The 14,459-nt window shown below is 71.1% G+C and carries 12 protein-coding genes and 1 riboswitch; of the genes, 8 read left to right on the plus strand and 4 right to left on the minus strand.

Annotation, left to right across the window (positions count from 1 at the left end; all coding sequences use genetic code 11):
- Both BMY97_RS13310 and BMY97_RS13315 read right to left on the minus strand, forming a co-directional pair.
- Positions 1-230 (minus strand): transposase (locus tag BMY97_RS13310; RefSeq protein ID WP_143086195.1); only part of this gene is annotated, 230 nt, incomplete at its 3' end.
- Between the two features lie 48 nt (positions 231-278).
- Entirely contained in the window at positions 279-1,610 is a 1,332-nt protein-coding gene (locus BMY97_RS13315) for a S1 family serine peptidase (protein ID WP_091617487.1), read from the minus strand.
- Positions 1,611-1,789: 179 nt separating this feature from the next.
- On the opposite strand from BMY97_RS13315, the gene BMY97_RS13320 reads away from it, so the two are divergent.
- Entirely contained in the window at positions 1,790-2,251 is a 462-nt protein-coding gene (locus BMY97_RS13320; RefSeq protein ID WP_091617131.1) for a hypothetical protein, read from the plus strand.
- A gap of 88 nt (positions 2,252-2,339) precedes the next feature.
- On the opposite strand, the gene BMY97_RS13325 is transcribed toward BMY97_RS13320, so the two are convergent.
- Positions 2,340-2,798 (minus strand): GreA/GreB family elongation factor, encoded by a 459-nt coding sequence (locus BMY97_RS13325; RefSeq protein ID WP_091617488.1) that lies wholly within the window; start codon positions 2,796-2,798, stop codon positions 2,340-2,342.
- 122 nt (positions 2,799-2,920) lie between these two features.
- On the opposite strand from BMY97_RS13325, the gene BMY97_RS13330 reads away from it, so the two are divergent.
- The 4 genes from BMY97_RS13330 (at position 2,921) to BMY97_RS13345 (ending at position 7,272) form a co-directional block, all read left to right on the plus strand.
- A complete protein-coding gene (locus BMY97_RS13330) occupies positions 2,921-3,508 on the plus strand; it encodes a TetR/AcrR family transcriptional regulator (RefSeq protein ID WP_091617132.1) in 588 nt (195 codons plus the stop codon).
- 19 nt (positions 3,509-3,527) lie between these two features.
- Positions 3,528-4,049: a gamma carbonic anhydrase family protein gene (locus BMY97_RS13335; RefSeq protein WP_091617133.1), complete on the plus strand. Its 522-nt coding sequence runs from the start codon at positions 3,528-3,530 to the stop codon at positions 4,047-4,049.
- 26 nt (positions 4,050-4,075) lie between these two features.
- Positions 4,076-4,161: riboswitch (ZMP/ZTP riboswitch) on the plus strand.
- A gap of 21 nt (positions 4,162-4,182) precedes the next feature.
- A complete protein-coding gene (locus BMY97_RS13340) occupies positions 4,183-5,451 on the plus strand; it encodes a serine hydroxymethyltransferase (protein ID WP_091617134.1) in 1,269 nt (422 codons plus the stop codon).
- A gap of 174 nt (positions 5,452-5,625) precedes the next feature.
- Entirely contained in the window at positions 5,626-7,272 is a 1,647-nt protein-coding gene (locus BMY97_RS13345; protein WP_091617135.1) for an MDR family MFS transporter, read from the plus strand.
- Positions 7,273-7,340: 68 nt separating this feature from the next.
- On the opposite strand, the gene BMY97_RS13350 is transcribed toward BMY97_RS13345, so the two are convergent.
- The gene (locus BMY97_RS13350) at positions 7,341-7,856 is read right to left on the minus strand and encodes an inorganic diphosphatase (protein WP_091617136.1); all 516 of its coding nucleotides are present in this window, start codon (positions 7,854-7,856) and stop codon (positions 7,341-7,343) included.
- A 1,352-nt stretch (positions 7,857-9,208) separates the two neighbouring features.
- On the opposite strand from BMY97_RS13350, the gene dacB reads away from it, so the two are divergent.
- The 3 genes from dacB (at position 9,209) to tilS (ending at position 14,459) form a co-directional block, all read left to right on the plus strand.
- Positions 9,209-11,641, plus strand: a complete 2,433-nt coding sequence (dacB, locus tag BMY97_RS13360) for a D-alanyl-D-alanine carboxypeptidase/D-alanyl-D-alanine endopeptidase (protein WP_245787305.1) — start codon at positions 9,209-9,211, stop codon at positions 11,639-11,641.
- Positions 11,642-12,480: 839 nt separating this feature from the next.
- Positions 12,481-13,497 carry a zinc-dependent metalloprotease gene (locus tag BMY97_RS13365; RefSeq protein ID WP_091617490.1) on the plus strand — a complete coding sequence of 339 codons (1,017 nt, stop codon included), beginning with the start codon at positions 12,481-12,483 and terminating at the stop codon, positions 13,495-13,497.
- Entirely contained in the window at positions 13,494-14,459 is a 966-nt protein-coding gene (gene tilS, locus BMY97_RS13370; protein ID WP_091617138.1) for a tRNA lysidine(34) synthetase TilS, read from the plus strand. The genes BMY97_RS13365 and tilS overlap by 4 nt, the downstream gene beginning before the upstream one ends.

Genomic DNA, 14,459 nt, shown 5'->3' on the forward strand with positions numbered 1-14,459 from the left:
CGGCGCAACCGTTGCAGCTCGGCCCGCTCGGCCGCCTCCAGAGGCTTGTCGCCGTGGACCTCGGCGGCGGTGATCCGGCGTCGTTCGTCTTTGACCCAGACGCTGAGCATGCCCGCGTCGATGCCCAGCTCGCGGGCGACCTCGGTGATCGTGCGGCCGGAATCGATCACCCTGTGGGCAGCCTCGACCTTGTACTCGGCCGTGTAGGACCGGCGCTTGCGAGGAGGCATGGGGACATCCTTTCAGCAGGACAGCTGGTCCTGCTAACTCGGTGTCCACTACCCGGGGTGAACCTCAAGCAGCGCGGAGCCGGACGTGCCGTGCCAAGGCATGCAGTCCGGGTTGGTGGCGTAGCGGAGCGAGTTGTCCTGCTGGTAGCCGCCCTCGCGCAGGTGCGGGACCACGGCCTCGGCGGTGCAGGCGAAACGGCGGCCGCTGTAGGCCATCGCCAGCGAGTCGCCCGGCCGCGCGGGGGTGGAGCTGAGCCGGAAGATCTTCGCGCCCTCGGCCGTCAGCTGCGCGTAGGTCTTGTCCAGGCGGTAGAGCGCGATGTCGGTGCCGGTCATCGTCGCGTACTCCAGGCGGTTCGCATGGGCGGTGGCACCGGGATAGCCCTGACGATCGTCGACGGACACCTTGCGGTCGGCGGGCTGATCCACCAGCGCCGCCCCCGGCGCGGGGCGCTGTCCCTGCACGCAGTGGCCGTTGGTGAGCAGCAACGCCGGATCGTCCGGCGCGGAAGTGGCGGTGCGGACCACCGAGCCCATGCAGCCGGACAGGTCCACCGCGCCCTCGACGTTCGGGATCGGGTCGTCGGGCGGCACATCGGTGCCGCTGATGATGCCGTTGATCCAGTCGACGTGTTTGGTGACGTCGGTGAAGAGCGTCGGCGCGTGGTCACCGCCGGGGCCGCTGACCACGCCGGCCAACGTCCACTGGCCGCGTTCGCGGACCAGCGCCGGCCCGCCGGAGTCCATGTTGGTCGCGGCGACGCTGCCATCGCGGCTGCCGACACACAGCTCTCCAGCGCTGGCCGACGGGCAGGTCGAGATCGGCTGCACGGCGGTGTCGGCTTCCCGCAGTCGCGTGGGGAAACACGCGGGGTTGTTCATGTCGTCGCAGGTCATGCCCCAGCCCAGGATGCGGGCGGGCGTGTTGTCCCGCGGCGTGGCCGAGGCGATCCGGATGGGCTTGGCCTTGACCGGGGCCTTCAGGTGCATCAGCGTGAGGTCCTTGCCCCAGATCCCGCCTTCGTCCTGGAAGTTCGACAGCCGGTAGAAATGGTCGACCCGGGCGACCTCGCCGCCGGACGTGGTGTCCAGAGACCCGATGCGCACCTGCCAATCACGGGGGACGCCCACCTTCGCCAGGGTCGGCGTCCTGGCGCAATGGCTGGCGGTCAAGACCCATTGCGGCGCAAGGACTTCCACTCCGCAGCCGTGCCCGTCCGCGCGCGGTGGCGCGGGATAGGCCGGCTGGAACGAGCCCATGAACGAGTACGCCTGGGTCGACTCGGTACCGCCGACGACGGCCTGCGCCGGGGCATTCAGCACGGTTGTGGTCAGCGCGAGAGCGGCGCCGACCGGTAGGAACAGAGATCGAATTCGCATGCACGGCAGCATGTTCGGCCGATGTCCGCGTGGTGCGATCGCAGTTCGACCGTTCCGTAACAGGCTCACCGCGAGCCGCCGTCCGGCTGGGAACGTGGTGCGTGGGTCGGTCGGATGGCCGGGGACGTCCGGCCGGAAGACCGATGCGGCCGGGTCCGCGGGACAGTTGACTCGGTCCCATGAATCTCATCGGGAAGAGGACGGTCCGGGTCGGCGCGGCGGTGGCCGGGGTGGCGGTGGCGAGCACGCTCGCGGGGTGCGGTCTCAGCGAGGCCGTCACCGAGAAGGCGAACGGCCACGTCAAGGCGGTCGACTACCGGACCGGCACGGAGGGCAAGGCCGACAAGGACGTCCAGCTGCCGGGCTGGGTGCCGGACCAGGCCCAGTCGGTCTCGGAGGCCATCCGGACGACCGGTTCGGAGCGGATCCTGCGCTACACCGCCGCCGGCACCAAGCTGCCGGGCACCTGCCTGCCGAGCGCCGCCCCGAAGACGGCGCCCACCCTGACCGCGGACTGGTGGCCGAACGGCCAGGAGACCAAGACCACCACCATCTGCGACGCGGTCTGGCACATCTCCACCGACGGCACCACGGTGTACGCGTACAAGCCGGAGACGATCGATCAGCGCGGCGCGAACTGACGCGGCACGGGAAAGCGCCGGGTTCGCCGGAACAAAGAAGGCCGGGGCCGCCCACTGCGGGCCGCCCCGGCCTTCCAGTCCACTGTGGTCAGTCCTTCGGTGGGGTCAGCTCGAGCACGGTGGCCTTCGCCTGGCCGCGCGGCGTGCGGTAGGTGATCTCGTCGCCCGCCTTGGCGCCGACCAGGGCCAGTCCCAGCGGGCTGTCCGAGGTCAGGGAGTCCACGTCCTCACCCGGGATGGTCACCACGTTGAGCACCTCCTCGTCGCCATCGGCGTAGCGGAGGGACACCCGAGTGCCGTCGGGAAGCAAGTTGCTGTCGTACGCGCCGTGCTCCAGCTTCGCGGACACGTCGGCGATCTGTCGTTCCAACCGGGCGGCGGACTCCGCGCGGTCGATCACGTCCGCCTGGTCCGCCGCGTCCCCCGTGCGTTCCTGTTCACCCGGCTGCGGCGCGAGCGCCGCCCGTTGAGCGCGCAGGTCGGCTATTTCCTTCTCCAGCTGCCGGCGCGCTGCCGGGCTGAGCCCCTTGTCCCCTGAGATCACCATGCCGCGCATTGTCCGCGTTGCGGACCGGGGTGGCCAATCCGGTTTTTCACCCGGGGGAGCAAGCTGGGACATCTGCCCTAGGATTCGGGCCTGTCGTCCTGAATAACGTAACGAGGATCACCGTGAGCGCCGTACCCGGTCGCAGCGCAGAGCTGTCGCCCAACCAGCTGCAGAAGCAGGAGCAGATCGTCGAGGCCGCGCGTGTGGTGCTGGCCAGAGACGGGCTCGCCGGGTGCACGGTCCGCGCCATTGCCGACGCCGGGCCGCTCACCAAGAGCGCGGTCCACTACTACTTCGCCGACATCGACGTGCTCATCGACCGCGCGATGGCCGCGCACATCAACACCTTCGCAGCCGGTTTGCGCACCGTCGCGGAGAAGCACGAGGACCCGCGCGATCGCCTGTTCGCCGTCACCGAGGCGTACCTCGCGGAGTTCGCCGAACGGCCGAACGGCGCGTTCCTCTGGTTCGAGTACTGGATCGCCGCGGGCCGCGCGCAGCATCCGCAGGCCATCGACGCGATGCTGACGTCGATCACCGAGCTGCTCACCGAACTGCTGTCCCCGCTGGACGTCGACGACCCGCGCGCCCGCGCCCGCGCGCTGCTGTCGTACCTGCTCGGCGCGGTGGTGCAGCAACGTGTGCGGCCGCGGCCCGTCGAAAGCCTGCGCGCCGACGTCGAGGCGCTCTGCTTCGCGAACTATCGCTGACGCCGCTTAGGGTGCGGGCATGCCTCTGTTCTCCTTCGAGGGCGCCAGCCCGCAGGTTCACCCGGACGCTTGGATCGCCCCCACCGCCACCCTCATCGGCGACGTGACGGTGGAGAAGGGCGCCTCCGTCTGGTACGGCGCCGTGATCCGCGCCGACTTCGGCCCGATCGTGATTCGCGAGGGCGCGAACGTCCAGGACAACTCCGTGATCCACTCCGGCGGCGGGACCCCGACGGAGGTCGGGAAGAACGTCACCGTCGGGCACCAGTGCCTGGTGCACGACTGCACCGTCGGCGAGCAGGCCCTGATCGGCAACGGCTCGACGGTGCTGGACAAGTCCGTGATCGGCCCGCGCTCCCTCGTCGCCGCGGGCGCGACCGTGACGCCGGGGACCGAGGTGCCCGCCGAGACGATCGCGATGGGCAGCCCGGCCAAGAAGTTCGTGCCGCTCACCGATTCCGCGCGGCTGTGGGTGGAGCACAACGCCGGCATCTACCAGGACCTCGCGCGGCGCCACCGCGACGGCTCCGAGCCTGTGTAGCCGATCCCGGCGTCGACTAAACTGCGGCACGCAGCTGCGACTGGCGCCATCAGAGGTGGAGCACCACCGGGAAGCGACGACGAGGCCGGCACCGCGCGCCTGGGTGAGGGCCACTGCAGAGCCGGAGTACGCCATGACCCATCAGCCTGCCCTGTCCGCACTCGCCGCGACGGACCCGAGGATCGCGGAGCTCGTCGAGGACGAGGCCCAGCGACAGCACGACAAGATCCGCCTCATCGCGTCGGAGAACTACGTCTCGCAAGCCGTGCTCGAGGCCACCGGCACGGTGCTGACCAACAAGTACTCCGAGGGGTACGCGGGCCGGCGCTACTACGAGGGCCAGCAGTTCGTCGACCCGATCGAGACGCTCGCCATCGAGCGCGCCAAGGCCCTGTTCGGCGTCGACCACGCGAACGTGCAGCCGTACTCCGGCTCCCCGGCGAACCTGGCCGCGTACCTCGCGTTCGCCCAGCCCGGCGACACCGTGCTCGGCATGGCGCTGCCCGACGGCGGCCACCTGACCCACGGCTGGAGCGTGTCCGCGACCGGCAAGTGGTTCAACCCCGTGCGCTACGGCGTGCGCAAGGAGACCGGGCGCGTCGACTTCGACCAGGTGCGCGACCTCGCGCGGCAGCACCGGCCGAAGCTGATCTTCTGCGGTGGCACGGCGATCCCGCGCACCATCGACTTCCCGAAGTTCGCGGAGATCGCGCGTGAGGTCGACGCCGTGCTGGTCGCCGACATCGCGCACATCGCCGGGCTGGTCGCCGGCGGGGCGCACCCGTCGCCGGTCGGCCACGCGCAGGTGATCACCACGACCACGCACAAGACCCTGCGCGGCCCGCGTGGCGCGATGATCCTTTCCGACGCCGACCACGCGAAGGCCGTCGACAAGGCGGTGTTCCCCGGTCTGCAGGGCGGCCCGCACAACCACACGACGGCGGCCATCGCGGTCGCGCTCGGCGAGGCGCAGCAGCCCTCGTTCGCCGAGTACGCGCACGCCATCGTCGCGAACGCCAAGGCGCTGGCCGACGCCCTGGTCGAGCGCGGCTACGACCTCGTCTCCGGCGGCACCGACAATCACCTGCTGCTGATCGACCTGACGAACAAGGCCGTGCCCGGCAAGCCGGCCGCGCAGGCGCTGGACCGGGCGGGCATCGAGCTGAACTACAACACGGTGCCGTTCGACCCGCGCAAGCCGTTCGACCCCTCGGGCATCCGGCTCGGCGCCTCGGCCATCACCACGCGCGGCCTCCGGCCCGAGCACCAGCCGCAGGTCGCGGAGTGGATCGACCGCACCGTGACGGCCGCGGCGGCCCAGGACGAGGCCGCCCTCGGCACCATCGCGGCCGAGATCCGCGAGTTCCTGACGCCGTTCCCCATCCCGGGCTACTCGGCCTGACGTTCACCGCCGAAAGGGCCGTCCGCTGTCGCGGGCGGCCCTTTTCGCTGGTCAGCGGCCGGAGACGAGCGTCACAGGCAATTTGCTTGCCCAGTACAAGCTTTTCGGGAACACTTGCACCCGGCAAGTAGTTGAGGGGTACAAGCAACTACTCCGGAACCTCAGGGAGACCCGATGAGCGACACCATTACCGCGGAAGGGGGCGCCGCGACGAACGGCAGGCTTTCGCACCGCCAGATCCTCACCGTGCTGTCCGGGCTCATGCTCGGCATGTTCCTGGCAGCACTCGACCAGACCATCGTCTCGTCGGCGATGAAGACGATCGCCGACGAACTGCACGGGCAGAGCCTCCAGGCCTGGGCCACCACGGCCTACCTGATCACCGCGACGCTTTCGACGCCGCTGTACGGCAAGCTGTCCGACCTCTTCGGCCGCAAGCCGATGTACCTGACGGCGATCTCGCTGTTCCTCGTCGGCTCACTGGCCAGCGGCATGGCGAGCTCGATGTACGAGCTGGCCGCGTTCCGCGCGTTCCAGGGGCTCGGCGCCGGCGGCCTGATGTCGCTCGCGCTGGCGATCATCACGGACATCACCGCGCCGCGTGAGCGCAGCAAGTACCAGGGCTACTTCATGGCGGTCTTCGGCATCTCGAGTGTCGCGGGCCCGGTCGTCGGCGGCTTCTTCGCCGGCCTCGACTCGTTCGCCGGCCTCACCGGCTGGCGCTGGGTGTTCCTGGTGAACGTGCCGATCGCGCTGGCCGCGCTGGTCGTCGTCAGCAAGGTGCTGAACCTCCCGCACGTGCGCGTCAAGCAGCGCGTCGACTTCCTCGGCGCCGGTGCGCTGGCGCTCGGCCTGGTGCCGCTGCTGGTCGTCGCCGAACAGGGCCGTGAGTGGGGCTGGGGCTCGCCCACTTCGCTGGCGATGTACGCGGTGGGCTTGATCGGCGTGGTGCTGTTCATCCTGCAGGAACGCCGCATGGGCGACGCCGCCCTGCTGCCGCTGCGGCTGTTCAGCCGTCCGGTGTTCCGGGTGGCCACGATGGTCACGGTGATCCAGGGCATCGGGATGTTCGGCGCGATGATGTCGCTGCCGCTGTACCTGCAGATCGTCAAGGGTGCTTCGCCGACCCAGGCCGGCCTGCAGATGCTGCCGCTGACGCTCGGGATCATGGTCGCCAGCCTCGGCAGCGGCGCGCTGATCTCGCGGACCGGCCGGTACAAGGCGTTCGCCGTGACCGGGCTCGGCCTGATGGCGGCGGCCCTGTTCGGGCTCGCGACGATCGGCGTCGACACCCCGCTCGGCGTGGTCATGGCGATCGCGTTCGTGATGGGGCTCGGCCTCGGGTCTTCGATGCAGACGCTGCAGCTGGCGGCCACCAACGACGTCTCGCCCCGGGACATCGGTGTGGCGACCTCGTCGGCCACGTTCTTCCGGCAGATCGGCGGCACGGCGGGCACCGCGGTGTTCCTCTCGATCCTGTTCGCCACGGTCGGCGACCGGATCGCGGCGGCCGTCCGCTCGGCGCTGGCCTCCCCGTCCTACGTGGCGGCGCTGGCCCAGCACCCGGAGTTCGCGAAGCAGATGGCGGGCGGCGTTGACGTCAACGACACGTCGTTCCTCTCCTCGCTCGACCCGGTGCTCGCCCGGCCGATCCTCGAAGGGTTCGCCAGCTCGATGAGCACGGTGTTCGTGGCCGGCGGGATCGTGCTGACGATCGGCTTCGCGCTGGTCTGGCTGCTGAAGGAGAAGCCGCTTTCGGACAAGTCGGCGATGGAGCAGCGCTCGGAGGAAGACGCCGCCCAGCTGGCGCTGGCGCACTGACCCGGCTCCGCTGAAACGCCGAAGGGCCGTTCACTCAATTGAGTGAACGGCCCTTTTCGCGTCGGCGGTCAGTGCTCTTCGCCGTTGATCTCCAGCTTGGCGAGGCGGTCGGTCTCACGCTCGTAGGAGCGCCCGATCTCGGCCTCGGCCTCGGCGCGCCCGACCCACGACGAGCCCTCGACGCTCTTGCCCGGCTCCAGGTCCTTGTACACCTCGAAGAAGTGCTGGATCTCGAGCTTGTGGAACTCGTTGAGGTGGTGGATGTCCCGCAGGTGCTCGAGGCGCGGGTCGTTCGTCGGGATGGCGAGGACCTTGTCGTCCGGGCCCTTCTCGTCGGTCATCCGGAACATGCCGATCGCGCGGCAGCGGATCAGGCAGCCCGGGAAGGTCGGCTCCTGGACCAGCACGAGGACGTCCAGCGGGTCGCCGTCCTGGCCGAGGGTGTCGTCGATGAAGCCGTAGTCGGCCGGGTACTGGGTCGCGGTGAACAGGGTCCGGTCCAGCTTGATGCGCCCGGTCTTGTGGTCGACCTCGTACTTGTTGCGCTCCCCTTTGGGGATCTCGATCGTGACGTCGAACTCCACGGCCGTCCTCGCTACTTCTCGAATCTCGGTATCCCACGCGTCGTGGGCGGCAACCGTAATCACCTCATTGACGTCACTAGTGTGGACTACGCCCCGCCGGTCGGTCCCATGGATGTCGGCTAGGCGGCATGTGAGCTTGGCCCCTCCCCGGGGCAGGTGAGAAGGAGTGGTGGGTGCCGGACAACGACCAGCCGATGTGGCCCGAGGGCGACGAAGACACGTCGTCACGCGGCGGCGGCGCGACGGCTCGCCTCCCGATCCCGAAGCCCGGCCAGACCGTCACCGACCGCCTCGCCGTGCCGAACGTCACACCGGGCCCGCCCGGCTCGTGGTTCAAGCCGAACGTCCCACCGGACCTGATCCCAGGCGTGAACACCCCCGACGACGGCGCGGCTGCGGCGGGTTCGCCGGGGGGTTCGCCCGGTGGTGGCGGGCCGGTGGCGGCGGGTTCGCCGGGGACTGGTTCGCCGGGGTCCGGTGGGCAGGCAGCTGGTGGCCAGTCGGGTTCCGTGGGGCAGCCCGGGTCGGGTTCTCCGTCGGGTTCTCCGGGGCTGGGCGGTCAGCCGGGTTCTGGCGGTCAGCCGGGGCCAAGCTCTCCGGGTTCCGGCAGCCGGCCGGGTTCTGGTGGTCAGTCGGGACTGGGTTCGTCGGGGCCGGGTAGTCAGCAGGGTGCCGGGGGTCAGTCAGGACCGGGTTCGCCTGGGCCGGACAGTCAACCGGGTTCGGGCGGTCGGCCGGGGTCAAGCAGCCAGCAGGGTTCTGGTGGGCAGAGCGATCAGCAGGGACTTGGCTCACCGGGGCAGAGCGGTCAGTCGGGGCGGGTTTCACCGGGGCAGGGTTCGGGGCAGCCGCAGCCGCCGTCGTGGGCGCCGATTTCGCCGTCGCCGCAGGGGGCGCAGGCTCAGCCCTCACCTCAGGCGCCGCGGCAAGAGCTCGCTGATCGTCTGGGTAATGACTCGCGCTCTGCCGACGCCGGTCGCGCGGGCGACCAGCAGCGTGCCCAATCGCAGTCATCGCAGAACTGGCAGCCACAGCAGTCCCAACAGCCACAGCAGGCGCAGGGGCAAGAGCCGGGTTCGGCGCAGCCATCGCAGGGGGACCAGGGCCGGTCGTCCCAGCAGAACCGGCCGGAGCAGCAGAACCAGTCGTCCCAGCAGAACCCGCTGTCTCGGCGGAACCAGCCGGAGCAGCAAAACCAGCTGTCCCAGCAGAACCAGCCGGGGCAGCAGAACCAGCCGGGGCAGCAGAACCAGCAGGACCAGTCGAACCAGCAGAACCGGTCGTCCCAAGGGCAGTCTCAGGCGGAGCGGCCGGACCAGTCGACGCAGCAGTTGCCGGTCCGTTCGCAGCAGGTGCCGTGGGTTCCGGTCGAGCGTCCGGCCCGGAAGGGTGAGGCGCAACGCGAGGAGGCTCGTCCGCCGTCGATCTGGACCGATCGTCGCGAGGAGCTGACCGGCGAGCCGCAGAGCCGTGGCGACCAGCCGGCGGAGTCACTGTGGACGGACCGGCACAGCGGCCGACCGGGCCAGGAAACCCAGCCCCGTCCGGACTCCCTCTGGATCGACCACCACACCAAGCACGCCGACGAGCAGCCGTCGGACAGCACCCGCAGCGAGGGGATCGGCCAGCGCCAGGACAGCGTCCCGGCCGGTTCGCGTCCAGACGGCCTCGGCAGCCAGCGCCCCGCCGGGCAGTACCCCGAGGGACAGCGCTCCGCCGGCCAGCGCCCAGACGACCAGCGACCTGACAGCCAGCGCCCCGGCAGCCAGCGGCCCGAGGGCCAGTGGTCCGACGACCAGCGCTCCGGCGGCCAGGGCCCCGGCAGCCAGCGGCCCGAGGGCCAGTGGTCCGACGACCAGCGCTCCGGCAGCCAGCGGTTCGACAATCAGCGACCTGAGGGCCAGCGACCCGACGACTCCCGGCGCGACGGGCCCCGCGAAGACCAGCGGTGGAACAGCTTCCGCAGCGAGGCGCCGGACCAGTTCCGCGATGACGGCCAGCCGGGTCAGCGGCCCGGTGACTGGTCACAGCAGATCGAACTGCGGGAGGGGCACGGCGACGAGCCCGGGGACCGGCGGGGTCTGCCGCCCGAGCCGCCGCGGGGGATGGTGCCCTCGGCGTCGTCTTCGGTGAACCAGGCTCGGCCGATGCGGATCGAGCCGTCGGGGGAGCAGTTCCCGGCGGAGGCGACCGTCGGGATCGAGCGGCCCAGTGAGGGCTTCCCGCTGCTTTCCGGCCAGCCCGGTCAGCAGAACCAGCCCGGTCAGCAGGGTCAGTACGTCCCCCATGGCCAGGACCACGACCCGGCCGACGACCGCGGATACGGCGACGGGCCGCCCCAAGAGCCGCCGTACGAGCCGTACTCACCCGCCGAGCCGCCGCGGAAACGCAAGCGTGGCAAGAAACTCGTGGTCATCGGCGCCGTTGTGGTGCTGCTGCTCGCGGCGGCCGGAGTCGCGGCGGCGATGCCGAAGGTGTCCACGAAACTCGGCCTGCCTTGGGCGCCGGCGAACGCGCCCAAGAGCGACATCCCGGATCCCGCGTCGGTCAGCCTCGCGTTGCACGGTCCGGACACGACGGGGCAGGGACCGTCGGCGGGCGGGGTGGGATCCGCGCTCTCCGGCCCGGCCGCCAACAAGGCGCTCGCCCAGCTCACCGGCAGCGTGATCGACCCGGCCACCGGCGATGTCCTCTGGGACCACGGGTCCACGACCGCGCTGACGCCGGCGTCGACCACGAAGATCCTCACCGTCTCGGCCGCGCTGCTTTCGATGGAGCCGACCAAGCGGCTGACCACGAAGATCGTCCAGGGCGCGCAGCCCGGCACGGTGATCCTGGTCGGCGGTGGCGACCCGAGCCTGACCACACTGCCGATCGGCACGGACTCGCCGCTGTACCCGGGCGACGCGCACGTCGACGACCTCGTCGCGCAGGTCAAGAAGGCCACCGGCGGCGACGTCAGCAAGGTGCAGCTCGACCTGAGCGCCTACACCGGCCCCCAGACCGCCCCCGGCTGGGAACCCGGCGACGCGCCGTCGACCTATGGCGCGCCGATCGTCCCCGCGATGACCGACGGCGGCCGCATCAACCCGAAGGTCGACGAGACGCCGCGCTCGGGCACGCCCGCGACTGCACTGGCCCAGCTGATCGCCGGCAAGCTCGGCGCGCAGGCGGGCGGCACGGCCAAGGCGCCGGACGGTGCAAAGGTCCTGGGCCAAGTCCAGTCCGCGCCGTTGCCGGACCTGGCCTACGCGCTGCTGCAGATCTCCGACAACGTCCTCGCCGACGCACTCGGCCGTCAGGTCGCCATCACGGCCGGTGCCGACCCGTCGTTCACGGGCGCGGGCGAGTCCGTGAAGAAGGTGCTTCAGGACCATGGGTTCGACGTGAGCAATCTGCAGCTGTTCGACACCAGCGGGCTGTCGAACCAGAACCGGGTGCCCGCGCGCCTGCTCGCGCAGATCCTGGCGGCGGCGGCCGCGCCGGACGGCAAGTCCGCGGACACCGCCAAACTCCGTCCGCTGCTCGCGGGCCTGCCGGTCGCGGGCAGCCCGGCCGGCACCCTCGGCCCGCGCTACCAGTCCGGTGACTCCGCGGCGGGCAAGGGCTGGGTCCGCGCCAAGACGGGCACCCTGACCTCCGTGAACACCCTCGCGGGCTACGTCCTGGACAAGGACAACCGGGTCCTGGTCTTCGCGTTCATGTCGAACGGCTCGGACAAGAACCCGGGCCAAGCCGCGCTGGACGTCCTGGCGACGACACTGCGCAACTGCGGCTGCCACTGACAGAAACCGGCGCGCCAGCGCGCGGCGACTGAACTGTGCTGCTGCGCTGCCGCTGGTCGGGGTGGCCTGGGTGGGGTTTTGTCGCTGGCCGGACCGACTGGCGCCGAGTGCTGCGATTGGCCGAGGCCACCGGGGTGGCGGCCTGCGGCTGGCCGGAGCTGCTGGGGCGGGTGCTGCAGTTGGCCAGAGTTACCAACACAGAGCGCCGCGAATGGCCGGGGCCGCCAGGACAGCGTCCCGCGACTGATCGGGGCGCCGGTGCCGGGTGCTGCCGTCGACCCGTAGCCGCCGGCGTCGGGTGCTGCCATCGACCCGACGTTGCAGAGGCAGGGTGCAGCGACCGGCCAGAGTGGCCCGAGCAAGGCACCGCTCTTCGCCGCAGTAACCGGTGCAGAGTGCCGCCGCCGGCTACAGCAGCCAGCGCGCAGTGGCCCGCGGCCGAACAACCAGGCAGGCCAAGGGCCGACCTCGGCGTGTTCAGGTTCCGGTCAGGCCCACGCACCCTCCCCGGTCTCAGCTCACCTCAGGCCACTTCCCCTGCAGCACAAGGGAAGTGGGCAAAGCCGGGCATTCCGCCTCCGTCGGGCCCGCTCCCCACATGCACGGCACTCGCACCGTCCCCTCGACTCAGATGATCACCACCTCGCCCTCCGCGCATGGTCCCGTTGCGAACCTCGACACCTGGTACCCCCTCATTTCCGTCATGGGACCAGTGCACCACCCGGGTACGACATTTTCCGGCGCCCGAGGATCCGAACGCTGCGCTCAGGCTGGAAAAGGGGCCGGGGCCGGGTAGCGTCAGAGGGGTGAGCCAGGAAACCGAGACCCGCCGGCGGCCGATGGTCGACTGGGACCTCGCGGCGTCCACTGGGGCGTTGCTCGTGCGGGGCGGACCGCAGGTCCCCCGCGACGTTGCCGAACAGGCGGTCGTCGACCTGCGCGAGCTGACCGTCGAGGCCGAGGGGCATGTGCGGGGGCTCACCGGGCTCGGCCGGGATCTGCCGTTGCTGCCCGGCACCGTCGTCGACCGGGCGGGGTGGGTGCGGGCGGCCGCGTCCGGGCTCGACGCGCTCACCGGGCGCGCGCTGCCCGAGGCGCAGAGCGGCCCGCTCGGGCCGATCCTCGCGGGCGGCGCCGGAGTGCAGACCGGGTTGGTGCTGTCCTTCCTCGCTTCTCGCGTGCTCGGCCAGTACGACCCCTTCGGCGGCCCCGAGCGCGAAGGCGAGCTGTTGCTCGTCGCGCCCAACGTCGTTGCCGCGGAGCGGGCGATGCAGGTGCCCGGCCGCGACTTCCGGTTGTGGGTCTGCCTCCACGAGTGCACCCACCGCCTCCAGTTCACCGCCGTGCGGTGGCTGCGCGACTACTTCGCCGACGAGGTCGAGCGCCTCGTCACCGGCATCGCCGGCAACTCCGCCGACGGCCTGTCCGACCTGGTCGGACGCCTTCCTGAGGCGCTCAAGCAGCGGGGCAAGGGCGTCGGCATCGCCGAACTCCTTCAGTCGCCGAAGGAGCGCGCCGTCTTCGACCGTCTCCTCGCTCTCTCGACGCTGCTGGAGGGCCACGCGGACTACGTGATGGACGCCGTCGGCCCGCAGGTCGTGCCCAGCGTCGACACCATCCGCTCGCGCTTCACCGCGCGTCGCAAGGGCGGTGGCCTCTTCGACCGGATGCTGCGCGCGTTGCTGGGCATGGACGCGAAGATCCGGCAGTACGAAGAAGGTGCGAAGTTCACGAAGCACGTCGTCGACGCCGTCGGCATGGACGGCTTCAACGCGGTCTGGCGCTCGCCGAACACCTTGCCGACCCGGGCCGAGATCACCGATCCCGCGGCTTGGGTACGGCGTCTGCACGGGTGAGCGCGGTCGCGGCGGTCCGCAAGGCGGTGCGGGATTTCCTCGGCACCGTCGAGCTTCCCGCCGAGTTGTGCGTCGCCGTCTCCGGTGGTGCGGACTCACTCGCGCTGGCCGAGGCGACCGCGAACGCCGGACGGCTCCGCCAGATCCCGACGCGTGCCCTCGTCGTCGACCACGGGTTGCAGCCGGGCTCCGCGAAGGTGGCCGAAGAGGCGGCGGCGCGGGCGAAGCAGCTCGGCGTCGAGAGCGCCGAAGTGTTGACCGTTCGCGTAGAGGGACGCGGTGGCCCCGAAGCAGCCGCGCGCACCGCGAGGTACGGCGCGCTCCACGAAGCCCGCGGCGAGGCTCTCGTGCTGCTAGGACACACCCTCGACGACCAAGCGGAAACCGTCCTGCTGGGCCTCGGCCGCGGCTCCGGGCCGCGGTCGCTCGCGGGGATGCGGCCGTACGACCCGCCGTGGGGACGGCCGCTGCTCGGCATCACCCGCGAGCAGACGCGGCTGGCCTGCGCCGAACTCGGCGTCGAGCCTTGGCAGGACCCGCACAACGCCGACCCGCGCTTCACCCGCGCCCGCCTCCGGGCCGAAGTGCTGCCGCTGCTGGAGGACGTCCTCGCCGGCGGGGTCGCCCCGGCGCTGGCCCGAACGGCCGCACAGCTGCGAGACGACACCGAGGCGTTGGACACAGTGGCTGACCGGATCCTCACCCGCGCGGGCGGCTCCGAAGGCCTGGACGTGGCCGTGCTGGCCGCCGAGCCCGCGGCACTGCGGAGGCGGGTTCTCCGCAGGTGGTTGCTGGACTCCGGGGTGCGCGAGCTCACCGACGCGCACCTGCGGTCGGTCGACGCGCTCGTCGTCCGCTGGCGCGGGCAGGGCGGCGTTTGGCTGCCGGGCAAGTTGGAGGCGAGACGGGGCCATGGCAGGCTCTCGCTGAACGGACCCGAACCCACCACCCGAGGGGAATGA

The sequence above is a fragment of the Amycolatopsis saalfeldensis genome (genome assembly GCF_900110575.1).
GTDB classification, from domain to species: Bacteria; Actinomycetota; Actinomycetes; order Mycobacteriales; family Pseudonocardiaceae; genus Amycolatopsis; species Amycolatopsis saalfeldensis.

Bases quoted from the DNA above. Each gene is read 5' to 3' on its own strand.
- BMY97_RS13315 (WP_091617487.1), bottom strand. From the start codon at position 1,610: ATGCGAATTCGATCTCTGTTCCTACCGGTCGGCGCCGCTCTCGCGCTG.
- BMY97_RS13320 (WP_091617131.1), top strand. From the start codon at position 1,790: ATGAATCTCATCGGGAAGAGGACGGTCCGGGTCGGCGCGGCGGTGGCC.
- BMY97_RS13325 (WP_091617488.1), bottom strand. From the start codon at position 2,798: ATGGTGATCTCAGGGGACAAGGGGCTCAGCCCGGCAGCGCGCCGGCAG.
- BMY97_RS13335 (WP_091617133.1), top strand. From the start codon at position 3,528: ATGCCTCTGTTCTCCTTCGAGGGCGCCAGCCCGCAGGTTCACCCGGAC.
- BMY97_RS13340 (WP_091617134.1), top strand. From the start codon at position 4,183: ATGACCCATCAGCCTGCCCTGTCCGCACTCGCCGCGACGGACCCGAGG.
- BMY97_RS13345 (WP_091617135.1), top strand. From the start codon at position 5,626: ATGAGCGACACCATTACCGCGGAAGGGGGCGCCGCGACGAACGGCAGG.
- BMY97_RS13365 (WP_091617490.1), top strand. From the start codon at position 12,481: ATGGTCGACTGGGACCTCGCGGCGTCCACTGGGGCGTTGCTCGTGCGG.